Annotated in this window: 19 protein-coding genes; 10 read left to right on the top strand and 9 right to left on the bottom strand. The window is 64.9% G+C overall.

The genetic code is table 11. The annotated features are described in order from the left end of the window. Positions 1–32: 32 nt before the first annotated feature. The gene (locus ABID44_RS13100) at positions 33–509 is read left to right on the top strand and encodes a low molecular weight protein-tyrosine-phosphatase (RefSeq protein WP_354152226.1); all 477 of its coding nucleotides are present in this window, start codon (positions 33–35) and stop codon (positions 507–509) included. Here the strand turns inward: ABID44_RS13100 and thpR are convergent. Together thpR and ABID44_RS13090 are read right to left on the bottom strand one after the other, a co-directional pair. Next, the gene (thpR, locus tag ABID44_RS13095; protein WP_354152225.1) at positions 455–1045 is read right to left on the bottom strand and encodes an RNA 2',3'-cyclic phosphodiesterase; all 591 of its coding nucleotides are present in this window, start codon (positions 1043–1045) and stop codon (positions 455–457) included. The genes ABID44_RS13100 and thpR overlap by 55 nt on opposite strands. 120 nt (positions 1046–1165) lie before the next feature. Next, complete coding sequence (locus tag ABID44_RS13090; RefSeq protein ID WP_354152159.1) at positions 1166–1822, bottom strand: arylesterase; 657 nt, start codon at positions 1820–1822, stop codon at positions 1166–1168. 74 nt (positions 1823–1896) lie between these two features. Here ABID44_RS13090 and ABID44_RS13085 point away from each other — a divergent pair, with 74 nt between their 5' ends. The 4 genes from ABID44_RS13085 (at position 1897) to ABID44_RS13070 (ending at position 6827) form a co-directional block, all read left to right on the top strand. Next, positions 1897–2598, top strand: coding sequence for an ABC transporter ATP-binding protein (locus ABID44_RS13085; protein WP_354152158.1), 702 nt, complete (start codon positions 1897–1899; stop codon positions 2596–2598). Continuing rightward, complete coding sequence (locus ABID44_RS13080) at positions 2598–5147, top strand: ABC transporter permease (protein ID WP_354152157.1); 2550 nt, start codon at positions 2598–2600, stop codon at positions 5145–5147. Before ABID44_RS13085 ends, ABID44_RS13080 begins: the two co-directional genes overlap by 1 nt. Positions 5148–5381: 234 nt before the next feature. After that, complete coding sequence (locus ABID44_RS13075) at positions 5382–6161, top strand: Bax inhibitor-1/YccA family protein (protein ID WP_354152156.1); 780 nt, start codon at positions 5382–5384, stop codon at positions 6159–6161. A 108-nt stretch (positions 6162–6269) separates the two neighbouring features. Beyond that, entirely contained in the window at positions 6270–6827 is a 558-nt protein-coding gene (locus ABID44_RS13070) for a GNAT family N-acetyltransferase (RefSeq protein ID WP_354152155.1), read from the top strand. 147 nt (positions 6828–6974) lie between these two features. Here ABID44_RS13070 and ABID44_RS13065 read toward each other — a convergent pair whose 3' ends face one another. The 3 genes from ABID44_RS13065 to acnA all read right to left on the bottom strand — a co-directional run bounded on the left by ABID44_RS13065 (position 6975) and on the right by acnA (position 11455). Next, positions 6975–7361, bottom strand: a complete 387-nt coding sequence (locus ABID44_RS13065) for a DUF2794 domain-containing protein (protein WP_354152154.1) — start codon at positions 7359–7361, stop codon at positions 6975–6977. Positions 7362–7808: 447 nt separating this feature from the next. Next, positions 7809–8585, bottom strand: coding sequence for a DUF1223 domain-containing protein (locus tag ABID44_RS13060; protein ID WP_354152153.1), 777 nt, complete (start codon positions 8583–8585; stop codon positions 7809–7811). Between the two features lie 167 nt (positions 8586–8752). Continuing rightward, the gene (gene acnA, locus ABID44_RS13055; protein WP_354152152.1) at positions 8753–11455 is read right to left on the bottom strand and encodes an aconitate hydratase AcnA; all 2703 of its coding nucleotides are present in this window, start codon (positions 11453–11455) and stop codon (positions 8753–8755) included. A 275-nt stretch (positions 11456–11730) separates the two neighbouring features. Here acnA and ccmA point away from each other — a divergent pair, with 275 nt between their 5' ends. The 4 genes from ccmA (at position 11731) to ABID44_RS13035 (ending at position 13936) form a co-directional block, all read left to right on the top strand. Then, entirely contained in the window at positions 11731–12342 is a 612-nt protein-coding gene (gene ccmA / locus ABID44_RS13050; RefSeq protein ID WP_354152151.1) for a heme ABC exporter ATP-binding protein CcmA, read from the top strand. Positions 12343–12375: 33 nt separating this feature from the next. Continuing rightward, positions 12376–13041, top strand: a complete 666-nt coding sequence (ccmB, locus tag ABID44_RS13045) for a heme exporter protein CcmB (protein WP_354152150.1) — start codon at positions 12376–12378, stop codon at positions 13039–13041. 152 nt (positions 13042–13193) lie between these two features. Further along, a complete protein-coding gene (gene ccmD, locus ABID44_RS13040) occupies positions 13194–13364 on the top strand; it encodes a heme exporter protein CcmD (protein ID WP_354152149.1) in 171 nt (56 codons plus the stop codon). Further along, positions 13361–13936, top strand: coding sequence for a DsbE family thiol:disulfide interchange protein (locus ABID44_RS13035; RefSeq protein WP_354152148.1), 576 nt, complete (start codon positions 13361–13363; stop codon positions 13934–13936). Before ccmD ends, ABID44_RS13035 begins: the two co-directional genes overlap by 4 nt. A gap of 5 nt (positions 13937–13941) precedes the next feature. Here ABID44_RS13035 and ABID44_RS13030 read toward each other — a convergent pair whose 3' ends face one another. From ABID44_RS13030 to dapF, 4 genes are read right to left on the bottom strand one after another with little or no spacing between them, the layout of a single operon-like run. Next, positions 13942–14601, bottom strand: coding sequence for a septation protein A (locus ABID44_RS13030; RefSeq protein ID WP_354152147.1), 660 nt, complete (start codon positions 14599–14601; stop codon positions 13942–13944). Positions 14602–14653: 52 nt separating this feature from the next. Next, the gene (gene ftsY, locus ABID44_RS13025; protein WP_354152146.1) at positions 14654–16372 is read right to left on the bottom strand and encodes a signal recognition particle-docking protein FtsY; all 1719 of its coding nucleotides are present in this window, start codon (positions 16370–16372) and stop codon (positions 14654–14656) included. A gap of 13 nt (positions 16373–16385) precedes the next feature. Beyond that, entirely contained in the window at positions 16386–17699 is a 1314-nt protein-coding gene (mtaB, locus tag ABID44_RS13020; RefSeq protein ID WP_354152145.1) for a tRNA (N(6)-L-threonylcarbamoyladenosine(37)-C(2))-methylthiotransferase MtaB, read from the bottom strand. Then, positions 17699–18580, bottom strand: coding sequence for a diaminopimelate epimerase (gene dapF, locus ABID44_RS13015; RefSeq protein WP_354152144.1), 882 nt, complete (start codon positions 18578–18580; stop codon positions 17699–17701). Before dapF ends, mtaB begins: the two co-directional genes overlap by 1 nt. Before the next feature lie 389 nt (positions 18581–18969). On the opposite strand from dapF, the gene ABID44_RS13010 reads away from it, so the two are divergent. Next, positions 18970–19515 (top strand): protease inhibitor Inh/omp19 family protein, encoded by a 546-nt coding sequence (locus tag ABID44_RS13010; protein WP_354152143.1) that lies wholly within the window; start codon positions 18970–18972, stop codon positions 19513–19515. Positions 19516–19528 lie beyond the last annotated feature (13 nt).

Raw genomic sequence — 19528 nt, 5'->3', positions numbered from 1 at the left:
GCTGCACGGAACAGAACATAGGGCCCGCCTTCATGGACGCCAAACCCAAAAACTCGATCCTGTTCGTGTGTCTTGGCAACATCTGCCGTTCGCCGCTGGCGCAAGGGGTCTTCGCAGCAGTGGCAGCGGAAAAGCAGCTTTCGCATCATTTCCTGCTCGATTCGGCCGGAACCGGCGGCTGGCATGCCGGCTCGCCGCCCGATCCGCGTTCCGTTGCGGTCGCCGCCCGTTATGGCGTTGACATTTCCGGCCAGTCGGCACGCAAGGTCGACATACCGGATTTCACCCGGTTCGATCTCATCCTCGGCATGGATCGCTCCAACGTGCAGGATCTGCGCCGCGCAGCGCCGGAAAGCGCGCGGGACCGCATCCATCTCTATCTCGGCTATGCGCTCGGAACCGCGCGCGACGTCCCCGACCCCTATTACGGCGGGGCGGATGGCTTCGAGAAGGTCTACCGCATGATCCGCGAGGCGTCGGAAGCATTGTCGGACCGGCTAGTCGGATAGTTGCCCGCCAGCGGCCAGGCCTCCTCGACGATATAGGGCCCGCCACCCACCGAATCGCGCGACGACATCAGCACGAAACGGCCGACCTTGAAGGGCGCTGCGGCGAAATTGCCGCGCGCCGACAGATATCGCGCAACATCGGCTGGATGGGCGTTGCGCAGTCTGGCCAGCGTGACATGCGGCGTGAACTTGCGCGGATCGGCCCCGATGCCGAGACGCTGGCAGATGCGGTCGATCTCGGCCTGAAGCGCCCCAAGGTCCGGCGAAGCGGTCACGCCCGCCCAGACCGAATGCGGCTTCTTCTGACCGAAGGCGCCGACGCCGGCCAGCGCCAGCGTGAAGGACGGCCTGCGAATCCTGTCCAGCGCATCGGCGATGTCGTCGGCCACATGGCCCTCCACGTCACCGATGAAGCGCAGCGTGATGTGATAATTCTCGACATCGATCCACCGGGCGCCGGGAAGGCCGCCCCGCAACAGAGAGAGCGATAGCGCGGCGTCGCGCGGAATTTCGAGGGCGGTGAAAAGACGCGGCATGGCGAAGCCTCCTGTCCTCGAATCGAAACTCTCGATCAGCAGCGAATCATCGATATGACGGCTGGGCAAGCCAAATGTTCCACAACGCATATTTCCGCTGGGGAAAGCGTCATGCTCCGGTCATCCTTTCGGCAGGGCCGCGATCGCCTGCTCCACGGCCGGTGCAATCCGGTCCACGATCGTGCGGATTCCGTCCACGCTGGGATGCATCCCGTCTTCGCTCAGGAGGTCCTTCTCGGCGGCCACGCCGTCGAGGAAAAAGGGATAGAGGACGACGCCGTGCTTCTGCGCCAGTCGCGGATAGAGCGATCCGAACGCCTCTCCATAGGCGTGGCCGAGATTGGGCGCGGCCAGCATGCCGGCCAGAAGCACGTCGACGCCCCGCGCCTTGAGCCGCGAAATCATCTCGTCCAGGTTCTTCTCCACGATAGCCGGGTCGATGCCGCGCAGCATGTCGTTGGCGCCAAGCTCGACGATGACCAGATCGGTCCCGTCCGGCACCGACCAGTCGAGGCGCGCAAGCCCGCCGCTGGTCGTGTCGCCGGAAACGCCGGCGTTGGCGACCACAACATCATGGCCCTTCGCCCGCAGCGCGTCCTGCAACTGTTCGGTGAAGCCCTCGCCCGGCCCCAGCCCGAAGCCGGCCATCAGGCTGTCGCCGAAGCCGACGATCTGCACGGGCTCCGCGCGCGCAGGCGCGGCGGGCGCAAACATCGCACCCAGAAGCATGACGCTCCAAAGCACGGCAGGGCACAAAAACTTGTATTTGAAAGCCATGCTTTTGCCCCCATATGTCCGTGGAGTTTCCGCACACGGGCGTGCGCCTGCCTTCCATATAGGATCAATCCATTTTGACAAAAGCCGTCATCGAACTGGAAAACGTATCGCTGACGCTGGGCGAAGGCGCGTCCTCCGTGCATGTGCTGAAAGGCATAGATCTCACTGTCCGGCAGGGCGAGATCGCCGGTATCGTTGGCCCCTCCGGTTCGGGCAAATCCACGCTGCTGATGGTTCTGGCCGGTCTGGAGCGCGTCGATGACGGGCGCGTGAGCATCGCCGGCTTGACGCTGAACGGCAGGAGCGAGGATGAGATCGCCGCTTTCCGGGGCCGCAATATCGGCATCGTCTTCCAGTCCTTCCACCTCATCCCCAATATGACCGCGCTGGAAAACGTGGCGGTGCCTCTGGAACTGGCCGGCCACCCCGATCCCTTCGGGACAGCCCGGCAGGAACTGGCGGCCGTGGGCCTCAGCGAGCGCCTGACCCACTATCCGGGCGAGCTTTCCGGCGGCGAGCAGCAGCGCGTGGCCATCGCCCGTGCGCTCGCTCCCTCCCCGCCCATCCTGATCGCCGACGAACCGACCGGCAATCTCGACCAGGCGACAGGCAGGCAGATCGCCGACCTGTTGTTTTCCAAGGCCGCCGAGCGTGGCATGACGCTGGTGCTGGTGACCCATGATCCGGCGCTGGCCGCGCGCTGCTCGCGCCGCATCGCCATGCGCTCCGGCCGCATCGAGACGGAGCCGGCGTTGGTGGAAACGGCCATCGCGTGATGAAAATGCCCCGACAACTCGCGCTTGCCTTCCGCTTCGCCCTGCGCGAAATGCGCGGCGGCCTGTCCGGCTTCGCCATCTTCCTCGCCTGCATCGCGCTCGGCGTCGCGGCGATAGGCGGCGTCAATTCCGTCGCCCGCTCGATCAGCGAAGGCGTGGCCGCGCAAGGCCAGCCGCTGCTCGGCGGCGATTTGCGATTCCGCCTCAACCAACGCGAGGCGGATGCGGCGGAACTCGCCTTCCTGCACGCCAAGGGCGAGTTGTCGCACAGCGCCAGCATGCGCTCCATGGCCCGCCTGCCCGATGGCTCCGATCAGGCTCTGGTCGAGGTCAAGGCCGTGGACGACGCCTATCCGCTCTATGGCGCGCTGGACACCGAACCGGCGCTGACGCATGACGAACTTTTTGATGAAAAGGCCGGCAGCTTCGGTGCGGCCGCGCCCGAACTGCTGTTCGAACGCCTCGGCCTCAAGGTCGGCGACCGGATCATGCTCGGCAACGCCAGCTTCGAGCTTCGCGCCGAACTGGTGAGCGAACCTGACGCCGTTTCGGAAGGCTTCGGTTTCGCGCCCCGCCTGCTGGTGTCCGTGGAGGGCCTGCGTGCTTCCGGCCTCATCGTCGCCGGAAGTCTGGTGGAACATTCCTACAAGCTGCGGCTGGAGCCCGGAGCCGGCGACGCCCGCATCGCTCAGATCGAGGCGCAGGCGCGCGAGGCTTTGCCCGAGGCCGGCTGGTCGATCCGCACCCGCTCCAACGCCGCGCCGGCGCTCTCGGCCAATATCGAGCGGTTTTCGCAGTTCCTCACTCTGGTCGGCCTCACCTCGCTTGTTGTCGGCGGCGTCGGCGTCGCCAATGCCGTGCGCGCCTATCTCGATGGCAAGCGCGGCGTCATCGCCTCCTTCAAAAGCCTCGGCGCATCGGGCGGCTTCGTCTTCACCGTCTATCTGGTGCAGACCCTGCTGATCGCCGCAATCGGCATCGCCGTGGGGCTGGCGCTGGCCATTCTCATGCCCTTCGCCGCCTCGGGCGCACTACAGGCGATCATCCCGGTGCCGGCCGAGGCGGGCATCTACCCGGCGGCGCTGGGGCTGGCCGCCGCATTCGGCATCCTCGTCACGCTCGCCTTCGCGATCCTGCCGCTCGGCCGCGCCCGCGACGTGCCGGCAACCGCGCTGTTCCGCGAACTCGGCTTCGAGGGCCGTGGCCGTCCCCGCTTCGTCTACATCGCGACCGCTGTCGGCATCGCTCTTGTCCTGGCGGCGCTGGCAATCTTCACTGCGCATGACCGCCGCATCGCCGTCACCTTCGTCGGCGCTGCGGTGCTGTCCTTTCTCGTGCTGCGGCTCGTGGCCCTTTTCGTGCAATGGCTGGCGAGAAAAGCCCCGCGCCTCAACTCGACGGCGCTCCGGCTGGCGGTCGGCAACATCCATAGACCCGGCGCGCTCACCCCATCCGTGGTGCTGGCGCTGGGCCTCGGGCTGACGCTGCTGGTCACACTCGCGCTGATCGACGGCAACCTGCGCCGGCAGATTTCCGACAGCCTCCCGGAGAAAGCGCCGAACTTCTTCTTCGTCGACATCCAGGCGGCTGACGTCGATGCGTTTTCCTCGCTCATCGAACAGGAATCGCCGCAGGGAACGCTGGTCAAGGTGCCGATGCTGCGTGGCCGTGTCATCGCGCTCAATGGCGTCGATGTGCGGGAGCTGGAGATTCCGCCAGCCGGCGCATGGGTGCTGCGCGGCGATCGTGGCCTTACCTATGAGGCCGAGCAGCCGCGCAATTCCTCGCTCACGGGGGGAAGCTGGTGGCCGCAGGATTATTCCGGCGAACCGCTGGTCTCCTTCTCGGACAAGGAAGCGGGGGAACTCGGCCTCGCCCTTGGCGACACGGTGACGGTCAATGTGCTCGGGCGCAACGTCACGGCGCGCATCGCCAATTTCCGGCAGGTGCAGTGGGAAACGCTCGGCATCAATTTCGTCATGGTGTTCTCGCCCAACACCTTCGCCGGCGCGCCGCATAGCTGGCTGGCGACGGTTTCCGACGGAACGGCGACCGTCGCCGACGACGCCCGCATCCTCAACGCCGTCACCCGCGCCTTTCCTGCGGTGACCACGGTGCGCGTCAAGGACGCGCTCGATATCGTCAACCAGCTCGTCGGCGAACTCGGCACGGCGATCCGCGCCGCCGCCGGCGTGGCGCTGATTTCCTCGGTGCTGGTGCTGGCCGGCGCGCTGGCCGCCGGCAACCGCGCCCGCATCCATGACGCGGTGGTGCTGAAGACGCTTGGCGCCACGCGTCGCACGCTGATCTCCGCCTATGCGCTGGAATATATGCTGCTCGGCCTCGCCACCGCCATCTTCGCGCTGGCCGCCGGCGGCGTGGCTGCGTGGTATGTCGTCACCCGCATCATGACCCTGCCTTCGCAGTTCTCAGCCGAAGTTGCGCTCGGGACCATCGTGCTGGCGCTGGTGCTGACCGTCGGCATCGGGCTTGTCGGCACATGGCGGGTGCTGGGCCACAAGGCCGCCCCCGTTCTTCGCAACCTGTGAAAGGCAAGGATCGGAGATTTGTCCGGTCTGTTTGATTAATTTGCGTTAACCTTGGCCGCCACCGGCATCAAATTTACGCGATTTTTCAAGCTCACGAACGATTTCGTGCCGTTACGGGTCTTGTTCCCGATGGGAATAACCCTCATATTTCGGGGCAGGCATGCTGGAGGCCCCGCCAGCGGCGCCTGGGCACGCGCCCGACCCCGACGGGGCAAGAAGCAACAGAGGACTTCAATGGCTGACCCCCTTCACAACTACCAGACGCGCACGGCCCCGTATGGCCGCGCCGACATGGCCATCGATGAGGGCCTGCGCGCTTACATGCTGCGCGTCTACAATCTGATGGGCCTTGGCCTCCTGATCACCGGCCTCGCAGCCGTCGCCACGATCATGCTGGCCACCACCAACAATCCGGCCGCAGCGGTCGCCACGCTGCCGAGCGGCCAGATGCTGACTTCCTTCGGCTATGCCATCTTCGCCTCGCCGCTCAAGTGGGTGGTGATTCTGGCTCCGCTGGCGGCGGTGTTCTTCCTGTCGTTCCGCGTGCAGTCGATGAGCGTCAGCGCGGCGCAGACCACGTTCTGGGTCTATGCGGGCCTGGTCGGCCTGTCGCTGTCGTCGATCTTCCTAGTCTACACCAGCGCCTCGATCACCCAGACCTTCTTCGCCACGGCCGCCGCCTTCGGTGCGCTGTCGCTCTACGGCTACACCACCAAGCGTGACCTGACGGCCATCGGCTCGTTCCTGATCATGGGCCTGTTCGGTCTGATCATCGCGATGGTCATCAACATCTTCCTGCAGTCGTCGGCCCTGTCCTTCGCGGTCTCGGCCATCGGCGTTCTGATCTTCGCAGGCCTCACCGCCTACGACACCCAGAAGATCAAGGAGATGTACTACGAGTCCGACGACGCCGAAGTGGCCGGCCGCAAGTCGATCATGGGCGCACTGACGCTCTATCTCGACTTCATCAACCTGTTCATGTTCCTGCTCCAGTTCATGGGCGACCGCCGCTGAACCGGCTGGAACGGATGAAACGAAAGGGCGGCTTCAGGGCCGCCCTTTTCATTTGCGCCTTCGCAGCGCTATAGATCGGCGAACATACCCAACGCGACAGGCCACCCCATGATACGCGCGGCGACCGAGGCCGATCTTCCCCGCATTACGGAAATCTACCGCGACGCCGTGCTCAACGGCGCCGCCACCTACGAACTGGAGCCACCGTCGCTCGACGAGATGCATAGCCGCTATGACGGACTGCGCGCGAAAGGCTACCCCTGGCTGGTCGCCACGAACGAAGACGGCGGCGTGCTCGGCTATGCCTATGCCGGCCCCTTCCGGGCGCGGCCCGCCTATCGCTTCATCGTCGAGGATTCGATCTATCTCGCTCCGGAAGCCAAGGGGCGTGGCATCGGCATGGCCCTGATGCAGGAATTGATCGAGGAGGTGCGCAGACTGGGTTTCCGACAGTTTGTCGCCGTGATCGGCGATGGAACGCCAGGCAGCCCTTCCGTGCGCCTGCACGAGAAGCTGGGATTCCGCCATACCGGCAAGCTGGAAGGGTCCGGCTACAAGCACGGACGCTGGCTGGACACCACCTTCATGCAGCTTGAGATGAATGGCGGCGCGAACCAACCGCCGGACCCCAACTCATGGCCGGAAAGGGCCCTGAAGGACGGCTGAGCCGAGACCCACGCGCTCCCCGGCAGGGGAATAGAGCGTTTCCAGCAAAAATGTGAAGCGGTGTTGCGTCCGGAAATGCGGCTAAAATAAAGAGACAGAGCGGTTCTGCCGCTGCTGTGAAAACCAGAACCGCTCCAGCGAAGGCCGCTACGCCTTCACCAGCTTCAGCCTGTTGTCGAAGATGTTCAGGACTCGCGCCAACTCGTGTCCACGCTTGAGGATGCGCCCGCCCGCGGCCACCACCGAAAAAGCGCCCTGACGCTTCGCCAGCTTCGGATCCTTGACGATCTGGAACAGCGGCACCTCGCTGGCGCGCCGGTAGACCGAGAACACCGCCCGGTCCTCCAGATGATCGATGGCGTAATCCTTCCACTCGTTGGCCGCGACCATGCGCCCATAGAGCCGCAGGATCAGGTCGAGTTCCCGGCGGTCGAAAGCCACCGGCATGCCGAGACACTCGCGGCGCGCCTCGTGGAGCGGGACAAGTATTGCGGATGCGTCTCCTTCTCCCGCGCCTGCGCCGCCTTCGCTCATGCCGAAATCCTTGCAAATGCAACAGCCACGCGAACAGGTTCGCCCTTTCCGGCAACAATTGCAAGTACGCCGGCTTCAGCATCGGCCCGAAGGCCGCAATCGACTTTCGGAAAGCACGATGCGCAGATTTGAGGTGTCAGATCGTCCCTTGGGCGCTTGAAAGGACGCCTGCCCCTTTTTCGGGCAGATGCGCAAAAGCATAGGTAGGCGGCGGCTTACATTTGTGAATGCGTGTTGAAATTGGTGATCCGCCGACACATTTTTGCCATTTTTTATCCGCGCTCCCGCCCCATTGTGAAACGACTCTACCCTCGTTGCCTGAGACGGTTCGGTCCGGCACTGGCTCGTAACCCCCAAGCCCCCCGCCCACGGGCCTGAGTCGGATCGAACCAACCTCGGCATGGAGGCAAGCCTCCTTTATTTTCAAGCTCCTGAAATCGTTGTGATTTATGGCGTCGTTCGATTGACGAACGCCGCCCCGATGATCGGCCCCGGCAGGCCGTCTCCGGTCACAGATTGCAGCAGCACCGCGCAGCCGCCCTTCTTCATCACTTCGCTTGCCGGCAATTCGTAGCGCTGCGCCTTGCCGTGCCACATCCCGGCCGTCTGCATGGACGAAACAGCATTCCAGTAGGTCATCTGCCGGCCGCGATTGCGACCGCGCCCGATTTCAACCGTCCGGGGCGGCTCGAAATAGGCGAGAACGACATGCGCGCTCTCAGGCAGATCGGCGCCGGGGTCGGCGTCACCGGTCTCGATGATCACGCCATCTCCCTCGCGCATGACCCTGATCGGCACCAGCAGGCCGTTACCGGACGATTTCAGCATGGAAAGCGTGCCGTCCACCGCCGCGCGACTGGCGCCGTTGACGTGGGCGCGGCCGTTGATGACCGCCTGCGGCGTATAGATGGAACGCCCCCCGAAGGCGCGCATATAGGCGTATTGACGCTCGGTATTGGCCTTGCTGCTCAGCGTGTCGTGCCAGCCGAGATAATCCCAGTAGTCGACATGATAGGCTAGCGCGACAACATCGTCCTTGCCAGCCAGTTCGGTGAAGAGCCTGTCCGCCGGCGGGCAGGAATTGCAGCCCTGGCTGGTGAACAGTTCGACCACCCCCGTCGGCGTCTCGCCCATGGGCTCCGCCCCGGCTGCGACAGCCGGTCCGCCAGCCAGCAACAGCGCGAGCGCAACGAGGCTAAGCCGCAACGATGTTCCGATTGGCATGGCGATTTCCGAATCCGCCGGCTTGCCCGGCCTGGTTTTGTTTGCCGACCTGTTTGGCAGATGCCGCGCTCAACGGAAAGTCACGTTGCGGTGAGAAAACACCCGCCGAATGTGAAAGGCCGCCGGCACGACGCCGGCGGCCTTTCGACTGTGGCGGCTACGCCTGATTAAGCGGCGAGATCGCGCAACACATACTGCAGGATGCCGCCGTTCTTGTAGTAGTCCAGCTCATCCACCGTATCGATGCGGCACAGGATCGGAACCTCCTTTACCGAACCGTCGGCATAGGTGACCCGGGCCACCATCTTCTGGCGCGGCCTGATGGTCTCGACCCCGTCGATCTCGACCGTTTCGTCGCCCTTGAGGTTGAGCGAGGCCCAGGAAGTCCCCTCCTCGAACACGAAGGGGATGACGCCCATGCCGACCAGATTGGAACGGTGGATACGCTCGAAGGACTGGGCGATCACGGCGCGAACGCCGAGCAGGTTGGTGCCCTTGGCCGCCCAGTCGCGGGACGAACCGTTGCCGTATTCGACGCCGGCGAAGACCACCAGCGGCACGCCGTCCTTCTTGTACTCCATGGCGGCGTCGTAGATCGACATCTCTTCCTTGGAAGGATAGTGGATCGTGTAGCCGCCTTCCCTGCCGTTCTCACCCAGCATGTGATTGCGGATGCGGATATTGGCGAAGGTGCCGCGCATCATCACCTCGTGATTTCCGCGGCGCGTGCCGTACTGGTTGAAGTCGGCGACGTTCACGCCATTGTCGAGCAGGTATTTGCCCGCCGGTGAAGCGGCCTTGATCGAGCCGGCCGGCGAGATGTGGTCGGTGGTGATCTTGTCGCCAAACAGGCCCAAGATGCGCGCGCCCCTGATGTCGGAGATCTTGCCAACACCCTTGCCCATGCCCGCGAAATAAGGCGGGTTCTGCACATAGGTCGACTTGTCGTCCCATGCGTAGGTCTGGCCGCTCGGGGCCTGCACCTTCTGCCAGTTCTCGTCGCCCTTGAAGACGTCGGCATATTTGCGGGCGAACAGCTCGCGGGTGACGTTCTTCTCGATGAACTCCTGGATTTCGACGGAGGTCGGCCAGATGTCGCGCAGATAGACGGGGTTGCCCTCGCGATCTTCGCCCAGCGGCTCCTTGGTCAGGTCCATGGTGACGGTGCCGGCCAGCGCATGCGCGACCACCAGCGGCGGCGAGGCGAGATAGTTCGCCTGCACGTCGGGAGAGACGCGGCCTTCGAAGTTGCGGTTGCCGGAAAGAACGGCCGCCGCGATCAGACCCTTGTCGTTGATGGTCTTGGAGATCGGCGCCGGCAGCGGACCGGAATTGCCGATGCAGGTGGTGCAACCGAAGCCGACCAGATTGAAACCGATCTGGTCCAGTTCCTTCTGCAGCCCCGATTTCTCCAGATATTCGGCGACGACCTGCGATCCGGGAGCCAGCGAGGTCTTCACCCATGGCTTCTGCTTGAGGCCGAGGCGGTTGGCGTTGCGGGCGAGCAGGCCCGCCCCGATCAGCACCGACGGGTTGGAGGTGTTGGTGCAGGAGGTGATGGCCGCGATGACCACGTCGCCATGGCCGAGGTCATAGTCCGTACCTTCGACCGCATAGCGCCTGGAGATTTCGGCGATCTTCTTGTACTCGGTCTCCATCGCCTTGACGAAGCCGGCGGGAATTTCCTCCAGCGCGACACGACCCTCGGGGCGCTTGGGACCGGCCATGGAAGGCACCACCGTGCCGAGGTCGAGCTCCAGCGTGTCGGTGAACACCGGATCGGCCGAGCTGTCGTCGCGCCACATGCCTTGCGCCTTCGAATAGGCCTCGACCAGCGCGATGCGCTCGTCCGAGCGGCTGGACGTCGTCATGTAGCGGATGGTCTCGCTGTCCACGGGGAAGAACCCGCAGGTCGCGCCATATTCGGGTCCCATATTGGCGATGGTGGCGCGGTCGGCCAGCGTCATGTTGGAGAGGCCGGGTCCGAAGAACTCCACGAACTTGCCGACAACACCCTTCTTGCGCAGCATCTGGGTGACGGTGAGCACGAGGTCGGTGGCGGTCACGCCTTCGCGAACCTTGCCGGTGAGGCGGAAGCCGATCACCTCCGGCAGGAGCATGGAGACCGGCTGGCCGAGCATGGCCGCCTCGGCCTCGATGCCGCCCACGCCCCAGCCCAGAACGCCGAGGCCGTTGATCATGGTGGTGTGGGAGTCGGTGCCGACGCAGGTGTCGGGATAGGCGGTCGTGGCGCCGTCCTCATCCTTCGTCCAGACGACCTGGCCGAGATATTCGAGGTTCACCTGATGGCAGATGCCGGTGCCGGGCGGCACGACGCGGAAATTGTCGAACGCCTGCTGGCCCCATTTCAGGAACTTGTAGCGCTCTTCGTTGCGCTCATATTCCAGCTCGACGTTGCGGGCGAAGGCCATCGGCGTGCCGAACTCATCGACGATGACCGAGTGGTCGATGACCAGATCGACGGGCACCAGCGGATTGATCTTCTGCGGGTCGCCGCCGAGGGAGGCGATGCCGTCGCGCATGGCCGCGAGGTCGACGACAGCCGGAACCCCGGTGAAGTCCTGCATCAGCACGCGGGCGGGACGATAGGCGATTTCGACGCCGGCGGAGCCCTTGTCAGCGAGCCAGCTGGCGACGGCCTGGATCGATTCCTTGGTGACCGAACGCCCGTCCTCGTTGCGCAGCAGGTTTTCCAGCAGCACTTTCATCGAGTAGGGAAGTCTGGAAATACCGGCAAGGCCGTTCTTCTCGGCCTCGACCAGATCGTAGTAAACATATTCGGAGCCGCCAGCGGTCAACGTGCGGCGGCAGTTGAAGCTATCGAGAGATTTGGACACGTGCGATCCCATCCTAAAGTCAGTTCAGCCTGATGGGGAACGGACTCCGATGGCATGCTCATCACGCGCAAAGGTGCGGGTACGGCCATTTCCGCTGTCCGCTCCCAAGCGCTCGGGCCGTTCAAGGCGGCTCGCGCACCGGTTCGGCGCAATATGGTTTGCCTTCCCCGACCGCTGGGGTTGGTAAGCTGCATATAGAGAATATTCTGGAATAGTTCTAGACGGTGTTTGGGCAATTTTGCCGCAGCGTGATGCGGCGCGACGTGGAAACGGCAAAAGGAGGTCCAATGCGGCTGATCGCCGACAAGCTGGGTGGAGAACGCGGCGGCGAGCCGGTTTTCGCCAATATCGGCTTTGCGCTGGAAGACGGTGAGGCGCTGATCGTGACCGGCCCCAACGGATCGGGCAAGTCGACGCTGCTGCGGGTCGTCGCCGGTCTGCTGCCCGCCGCCGACGGCGAGGTCCGGCTGGAAGGCGGCAGCGAGGACTGGCCGACGCCGGCCGCGGCCTGCCACTATGTCGGTCATCTCAACGCGATGAAGACGGCGCTGACGGTGAACGAGAACCTCGACTTCTGGCGGCGATTCGCCGGCGAACCCGCGCTCGGCGTCGCCGAGGCGCTGGAAGAGGTGGGCCTCGGCCATATCGGGCACCTGCCTTTCGGCTATCTTTCCACCGGCCAGAAGCGGCGCGCGGCCCTTGCCCGGCTGCTCGTCAGCCATCGGCCGGTCTGGCTGCTTGACGAACCGACCGCGGGCCTCGACAAGGCGTCGGAGGCGCGGCTGTCCGAAATGATGGACCAGCATCTTGCCGAAGGTGGCATCATCGTCGCCGCGACACATCTGCCGCTCGGCATCGCGGCGAGGGAACTGCGCATGGGAGACGCATTGCGTGGCTGAGACTTTCGCCGGCTTCAGCGGGGAAGCACGATAATGTGGGCTCTTTTCCTGCGCGACCTGCGCCTTTCCATGCGTGTCGGCGGTGGAGCGCTGACCGGAATCATCTTCTTCCTCGCCGTCATCGCCACCATACCCTTCGGCGTCGGCCCCGACCTCAACCTGCTTGCCCGCATCGGCCCGGCGATCCTGTGGATCGGCGCGCTGCTGGCCTCGCTGCTCGCCCTCGACCGGCTGTTTCAGGCCGACCGTGAGGACGGCTCGCTCGACCTTCTGGTGCTGGAGGCGGATCGCCATATGCTGGCCCTGACCGTGCTGGTCAAATGCCTCGCTCACTGGACCGGTGCGGTGCTGCCGCTGGTGATAGCCTCCCCCCTGCTCGGGCTGTTCATGAACATGGAGCCGCTGGCGATCGGGGCGACGGCGCTGACCCTGCTCGCCGGCACGCCGGCCATCACCTTCGTCGGCGCTGCGGGCGCAGCCGTCGCCGTCGCCCTGCCGCGCGGCGGCCTGCTGATCTCGATCCTCGTGCTGCCGCTGACCATTCCGGCGCTGATCTTCGGCGTCTCGGCAAGCTATGGCGCGACGGGTGACCCTGCCCCCTTCCTGCAACCTTTCCTGATCCTGGTCGCGCTGACGCTGTTCCTCGCCGTCATCGGGCCGCTGGGCGCGGCGCTGGCGTTACGTCGCAGCGGCGACTGATTGCATGGTGGAAACCGGAACGCTAAACCTTGTCCAACGAACAAGTGGCGCAGCCGCAAGGCCGCCTGAATATTGCGACATGCTGCAAGGAAAGCCATGGCGACCCTGAACGAGCCATCCTTGACAGGCGACCGGACGCAGGAGACGCGGCCGTGACCACGCACGATCTTTATGTCGCGGCCGCCTACGGGATCGCCGTTCTGGTGCTGGGATGCCTGATCGGGTGGATATTGCTGGACCAGCGCGCCCGCCGCCGGGAGCTTGCCGAACTGGAAGCCGCCGGCGTGCGCCGTCGCTCCGCCCGCAAGGCCGCGAAGCCATGAGCGGAAAAGCGCCCGGAGCAGCCTCGCGGCGGCTGTTTCTTCTGCTGCCGCTCGGCCTGTTCCTTGCCCTGTGCGGCGTCTTTCTGATGCAGTTGCTGTCCGGCCGCGACATTTCCGAAATCCCGTCGGCCCTGATTGGCGAGCCTGCGCCCGCCACCCGGCTTCCGCCTCTGGCCGGAGCGAACCTGCCGGGCCTGGACTCCGATGCGTTCGCCGGAAAGGTGACGCTGGTCAACGTCTTCGCCTCATGGTGCGTGCCCTGCCGTGACGAACATCCGGTGATGATGGAGCTTGGACGCGACGGCCGCTTCGCGGTCACCGGCCTCAATTACAAGGACAAGCCGGCCAATGCGTTGCGGTTCCTGACCGAACTCGGCAACCCCTACACCGCCATAGGCGCCGACGACAACGGCCGCGCCGGCATCGACTGGGGCGTCTACGGGGTTCCGGAAACCTTCCTTGTCGGCAAGGACGGCCGCATCGCCTACAAGCATGTCGGCCCGCTCACCCCCGCCTCGTTGGCGGGCAAACTCATGCCCGAGATCGAAAAGGCTCTGGCCGCGCAGCCGTAGCCGGCTTATTTCTTGCCCGACGGCTCGTCGAGCGAATGGCGCATGATGAGCGGCATCTGGCTCATGGTGAAGGCGATGGTGATGGGCATGATGCCCCAGACCTTGAACGCCACCCAGAAATCGGTCGAAAACAAGCGCCACACGATTTCGTTGACCACGGCGAGGAACAGGAAGAACACGCCCCAGCGCAAGGTGAGCTTGCGCCAACCCTCGGCGTCGAGGCGGAAGGCGGAATCGAACACATAGCCGAGCAGCGACTTGCCGAAGGCCAGCCCGCCAAGCAGCGCCGCGCCGAACAGCGTGTTGACGATGGTCGGCTTCATCTTGATGAACAGCTCATCCTGCAAATAGAGCGTCAGCGCGCCGAACACGAGCACCACGGCCCCCGACACCAACGGCATGATCGGCAGGGTGCGGGTGAGCAGCCATGAAATGGCCAGCGCCAGCGCCGTCGCCCCCATGAACAGGCCGGTGGCGATGAAGATCGGCCCGCCGAATTCGGCCAGAACCGGGAATTTCTGCGCCAGCCATTCGCCGCGCGAATTGGCGAAGAAGAACACCATCAACGGCCCCAGCTCCAGCGCCAGCTTGAGCAGGGGGTTGACGCCTTCCTTAGCCCGATTGCGGGTTTCGGAAGGGTCACGCTCGAATAGGGGCTGGTTCATTTGGGCTCGCTATCTGTCAAATCGCTTGCACGTTCACGCGCGCTACCGCGCCTCATCCCGTTCCGGCGATGGCCTTGGCGAAATCGCCGGCCGAGAACGGTTCGAGATCTTCGACACCTTCGCCGACCCCGATGAAATAGACCGGAAGCTTGTGCCTGGCGGCTATGGCGACAAGGATACCGCCTCGCGCCGTGCCGTCCAGCTTGGTCATCACCAGCCCGTTGACGCCGGCCACGTTGCGGAAGATCTCGACCTGGTTGAGCGCGTTCTGGCCGGTGGTTGCGTCAACCGTCTGCAACACCGTGTGCGGCGCTTCCGGATCGAGCTTGCCAAGCACGCGCACGATCTTTTCCAGCTCGGCCATCAGCTCGGCCTTGTTCTGAAGACGGCCGGCCGTATCGACGATCAGCACGTCGGAGCCGGCCGCCTTCGCCTGCTCGAAGGCGTCGTAGGCGAGACCGGCGGCGTCGGCGCCGAGCTTTGTCGCGATCACTGGGGATTTGGTGCGTTCGCCCCAGATCTTGAGCTGCTCGATGGCTGCGGCCCTGAACGTGTCGCCGGCCGCCAGCATGACCGAAAGCCCGCCTTCGGTAAGCTTGGCGGCAAGCTTGCCGATGGTCGTGGTCTTGCCTGTGCCGTTGACGCCGACAACGAGGATGACATGCGGTTTGTGTGAAAGATCGAGCTCCAGCGGCTTCGCCACCGGACCCAGCACCTTCTCCACTTCCGTCGCCATAACGGCGCGCACTTCCGCGTCGGAGACATCCTTGCCGTAGCGGCTGGCCGCCAGCGCATCGGTGACGCGTAGCGCCGTTTCGACGCCGAGATCGGCACGGATCAATACATCCTCCAGGTCCTGAAGCGTCTCCTCGTCCAGCTTGCGCTTGGTGAAGACGCCGGCAATGTTGCCGGAAAGCTCGCGCGAGGAGCGGGCCAGCCCCTCCCTCATGCGCTGGAACCAGGACTTCCTCGGGGCTTCGGCGGGCGCGGGCTGCGCTTCCGCCTTCTCCTCGACCTTCTTCGTCACCGTCACCTTGCCGGCGGCGGGCTTCGGGTCGGAGACGATTTCGACAGGCGGCTGCGTGATAGCGGCCGGCTCAAGTTCCACCTGCGGCTGGATGGCCCCTGCCGGTGCAGCCGGTATGTCCTGCCCGATCTCATCAATCGCGGCCGGCTCACTCTCCTCCTCGTGGGAGGTGTCGGGCGCAAGCGCTTCCGCCGGGGTATCCGCGTCTTCGGCATCACCTTCCCTCAAGAGGGAGGTGGAGGGCGGCGCTTCCCCCGGCACTTCGGCCGGAACCTGCTCAGGCTCGGCCGGTATCTCGACCGGCGGTGCGGCAGGCTCTTCCTGCGGCGATGGTGCGGGAACTTCCGCCGGCGGCTTCGGCAACTCCGGCGCGGGCGCGGGAATCTCCGGCTTCTCGGGCCGGTGCGCAGGTGCCGGGGGAACTTCCGGTGGTTCGGGTTTGGCCGGCTCGGGTTCCGGCCCGACCGGTTCCGGAGGAATCTCCTGCGGTTTTGCCGGAGATTCTTGCGGTTGAGGCTCCGGCGTTACCGGCTGTTCCGGTGGCGGAGCGGGCTGCGTTTCCGGTACGGGTTGCGGCTGGATTTCCGGTGCCGGTTCGGAAGGCGCAGACTCGCTCTTCCCCTCCTCCGCCGGCTTCAGCGCGTCGAAGTTCAGCGGCGGAAGCGGTGCCGCCTCGTCGGGTTTTTCCTCGACCGCTTCCTTCCTGCCGAAGGAAAAGACCTTCTTGATGAAGTCGAACGCCATGCTGTTTCCTGTCTCAGGCCGCGCGTGCAGCCAGCGCAACTGCCTGAAGCTGCGCGCCGTCATTGCCGGTCACCACCGCCTCGATGATCTCGCCCGGCTGGCCGGCGTTGATGGCGGCAAGGGTGAAACCTTCCGTGCGACCGATCCCGTCGCGCTCGATCAGGATTGATTGAGCGGTGCCGGCAAGCGAATCCAGATGGCGTCGATAGGCCGCCTCGCCGGCGGCCCGCAGTCGCGCCGCCCGCTCTTTCACCACCTCGCGCCGCACCTGCGGCATGCGCGCCGCCGGCGTGCCCTCGCGCGGGCTGAAGGGGAAGACATGCAGATGAGTGAGGCCGCATTCCCCCACGATGTCGAGGGAGCGCTGGAACATGTCCTCGGTCTCGGTCGGGAAACCGGCGATGATGTCCGCCCCGAACACGATTTCGGGACGCAGCTTGCGCACCTCGGCGCAAAAGCGGATGGAATCGGCGCGCAGATGCCGCCGCTTCATGCGCTTGAGCGTCAGGTCGTCGCCGGCCTGCAAAGACAGATGCAGATGCGGCATCAGCCGCTTGTCCGTGGCGATGGCGTCCAGCAATTCATCATCTGCCTCGATGGAATCTATTGAAGACAGGCGCAGCCGCTTCACATCGGGCGCTTCACGCAGAATGGCCTTCACCAGCCGCCCGAGCTTAGGCGCACCCGGCAGGTCGCCGCCATAGCTGGTCATGTCGACGCCCGACAGCACCACTTCGGCGTAGCCATTGCCGGCCAGCCGCTTCACCTGCTCCACCACCGCGCCCATCGGCACGGAACGGGAATTGCCGCGTCCATACGGGATGATGCAGAAGGTGCAGCGATGATCGCAGCCGTTCTGCACCTGCACGAAGGCGCGGGCCCGCCCCTCGATGGCGTCGACCATATGCGAGGCCGTCTCACGCACCGAGAAGATGTCGTTGACACGCGCCTTCTCGAACAGGTTGACGCCAAAATCAGGAAGGGCGCGATAGGAATGGCTTTTCAGCTTCTCCTCGTTGCCGAGAACGAGGTCCACCTCGTCCATGGCGACGAAATCCTGCGGCCCGGTCTGCGCCGCGCAGCCGGTGACGATGATGCGCGCATCAGGGTTTTCGCGGCGCGCCTTGCGGATCGACTGCTTGGCCTGCCGCACCGCTTCCGCCGTCACCGCGCAGGTGTTGAAGATGATCGCGCCGCCGGCAAGCTCGCCGAGCCCCGCAGCCGAGGCCTCGCGGCGCATCACTTCGGATTCATAGGTGTTCAGCCGGCACCCGAAGGTGACCACCTCGATGCCCTTTTCCCTCTGTATGGCGTCGCCGTCGCTCATCAGGCCGCGCTCTCTTCATCGCGCCGCCATGCGCCCGTCGCAGGATCGAACGTGCCGGAGAACTCCCATTCGGCGGCGCCCGTCAGAACGACATGATCGTCGCCGCGCCATTCGACGTGGAGCGGGCCGCCCGGCGCCGTCAGCGAAACGCTGCGTCCGGTGCGGCGGATTCGCGCGGCGGCCACGGCGGCGGCGCAGGCGGCCGAGCCGCAAGCCCTTGTCAGACCAGCGCCGCGCTCCCAGGTGCGGATCGTCAGATGATCCGGCCCGGTCAGCTGCGCGATGGTGATGTTGGCGCGCTCGGGAAACAGCGGATGGTTTTCCAGCAGCGGCCCGAAACGGTCGAGCTCATAGGACCATACATCCTTGTCCACCCAGAAGATGACGTGCGGATTGCCCATGGAGAGGGCGGACGGCGAATGCAGCACAGGCGCGTCGATCGGCCCGACCTGCAATTCGATCATGCGCGTGTCGCGGAACTCTTCCGCCAGCGGTATTTCCTGCCAGCCGAAGCGAGGCCGGCCCATGTCGACGGAGATCAGCCCATCCTCGTGCTTGCGCGCATTGAGGACGCCGGCCACGGTCTCGAAGGTGAACACGCTCTTGCCCGTTTCCGCCGCCAGCGCCTGCACCACGCAACGCGTGCCGTTGCCGCAGGCCTGCGCGAACGAACCGTCGGCATTCAGGATCTCGATGAAATTGTCCGTGCCCGGCGTGCGGGCGTCATGAACGGCCATGATCTGGTCGAAATGCGTGGCCGGATCGGCGGCCAGCGCCAGCGCCGCCTGCGGCGAAACCTGGTCGGCGCGGCCGCGCATGTCAGCGACGATGATCTCGTTGCCGATGCCGTTCATCCTGGCGAAGGGAGCCGGAGCTGCCATTTCCGTTTCGTTTCCAGCTTGCCTTGCAGGCGTCGTGTTGCGCGCCGCCTGTGAGCCTTGAAATTGATCGGCCTTTCCGGGGAAAAACGGTTTCTGCGTTCGGAAGGCCTGCTTTAGCCCGCTATATGGCGGAAACGGGCGTGAATTACCAGTGCGGACCAGCCTTTGGGGGCGGCCGGGCGATCCGGTTCGCACAAACCGGCAGGGCATGGATATACGGGGCGACAGGCCATAGATATGCCCGCTTTGGCGGCTAATGACGTTGCAAAAATACAACAATCACTGACACAAACTGTATTTTAACCATATGGCGTTGAAATTCTGCCACCTTCACCGAATTGGTAGGGGCGTATTTTGTGACGGCGCCGGTCAGGCCCGCGGAGGTTGGTATGGCATTTTTGAGAACGGGCGCGGTTGCGGCGATCGGCGCTGCACTTCTGGCGAGCGGGTGCACGAGTTCGCGCTTCTCCTCCATGGACAATACCCGCCCCGAGCCGCTTCAGGCTTCGCCTTCGGGCACCATTTCCTCCAATCAGCTTCCCCCGCCCACGGGCCCCGGCGCTCCGACCGACCCCTCGCAGTTCCCCGTCGCACCCCAGCAGGACCAGCAGATGGCGTCCCTGCCGCCGGATGGCGGCGCGCCTGCGACGGCGACGGACCTGACGCCCGCCAGCGTCGCCGGCGTGTGGACCGTCAATGTCAGCGGCCAGAGCTGCAAGGTGGCGACGCCGCAGACCAAGTTCGGCCAGGGCTACCGGGCCGGCCCGCTGCGCTGCCCGGCTCCGGTCGATAGCGTGAAGTCATGGAACGTGGCCGGCAAGCAGCTTACCCTCTACGATCAGGACGGCGGCTCTCTGGCGCGCCTCTTTTCGTCGGGCGGCGGCCGTTTCGAGGGTCAGACCTCCAATGGCATGCCCATCTCGCTGACCCGCTAGAGCTATCCGCAGG

Origin of the sequence: Aquamicrobium ahrensii, from assembly GCF_040545755.1 — a bacterium.
GTDB lineage: Bacteria > Pseudomonadota > Alphaproteobacteria > Rhizobiales > Rhizobiaceae > Mesorhizobium > Mesorhizobium ahrensii.
The sequence above is the reverse complement of the archived record's forward strand: the minus strand, read 5'-3'. Positions and strand labels throughout refer to the sequence as shown.

Coding starts and splice junctions, on each gene's coding strand:
- ABID44_RS13100 (WP_354152226.1), top strand. CDS start 33: ATGGACGCCAAACCCAAAAACTCGATCCTGTTCGTGTGTCTTGGCAAC.
- thpR (WP_354152225.1), bottom strand. CDS start 1,045: ATGCCGCGTCTTTTCACCGCCCTCGAAATTCCGCGCGACGCCGCGCTA.
- ABID44_RS13090 (WP_354152159.1), bottom strand. CDS start 1,822: ATGGCTTTCAAATACAAGTTTTTGTGCCCTGCCGTGCTTTGGAGCGTC.
- ABID44_RS13080 (WP_354152157.1), top strand. CDS start 2,598: ATGAAAATGCCCCGACAACTCGCGCTTGCCTTCCGCTTCGCCCTGCGC.
- ABID44_RS13075 (WP_354152156.1), top strand. CDS start 5,382: ATGGCTGACCCCCTTCACAACTACCAGACGCGCACGGCCCCGTATGGC.
- ABID44_RS13070 (WP_354152155.1), top strand. CDS start 6,270: ATGATACGCGCGGCGACCGAGGCCGATCTTCCCCGCATTACGGAAATC.
- ABID44_RS13065 (WP_354152154.1), bottom strand. CDS start 7,361: ATGAGCGAAGGCGGCGCAGGCGCGGGAGAAGGAGACGCATCCGCAATA.
- ABID44_RS13060 (WP_354152153.1), bottom strand. CDS start 8,585: ATGCCAATCGGAACATCGTTGCGGCTTAGCCTCGTTGCGCTCGCGCTG.
- acnA (WP_354152152.1), bottom strand. CDS start 11,455: ATGGGATCGCACGTGTCCAAATCTCTCGATAGCTTCAACTGCCGCCGC.
- ccmA (WP_354152151.1), top strand. CDS start 11,731: ATGCGGCTGATCGCCGACAAGCTGGGTGGAGAACGCGGCGGCGAGCCG.
- ccmB (WP_354152150.1), top strand. CDS start 12,376: ATGTGGGCTCTTTTCCTGCGCGACCTGCGCCTTTCCATGCGTGTCGGC.
- ABID44_RS13035 (WP_354152148.1), top strand. CDS start 13,361: ATGAGCGGAAAAGCGCCCGGAGCAGCCTCGCGGCGGCTGTTTCTTCTG.
- ABID44_RS13030 (WP_354152147.1), bottom strand. CDS start 14,601: ATGAACCAGCCCCTATTCGAGCGTGACCCTTCCGAAACCCGCAATCGG.
- ftsY (WP_354152146.1), bottom strand. CDS start 16,372: ATGGCGTTCGACTTCATCAAGAAGGTCTTTTCCTTCGGCAGGAAGGAA.
- mtaB (WP_354152145.1), bottom strand. CDS start 17,699: ATGAGCGACGGCGACGCCATACAGAGGGAAAAGGGCATCGAGGTGGTC.
- dapF (WP_354152144.1), bottom strand. CDS start 18,580: ATGGCAGCTCCGGCTCCCTTCGCCAGGATGAACGGCATCGGCAACGAG.
- ABID44_RS13010 (WP_354152143.1), top strand. CDS start 18,970: ATGGCATTTTTGAGAACGGGCGCGGTTGCGGCGATCGGCGCTGCACTT.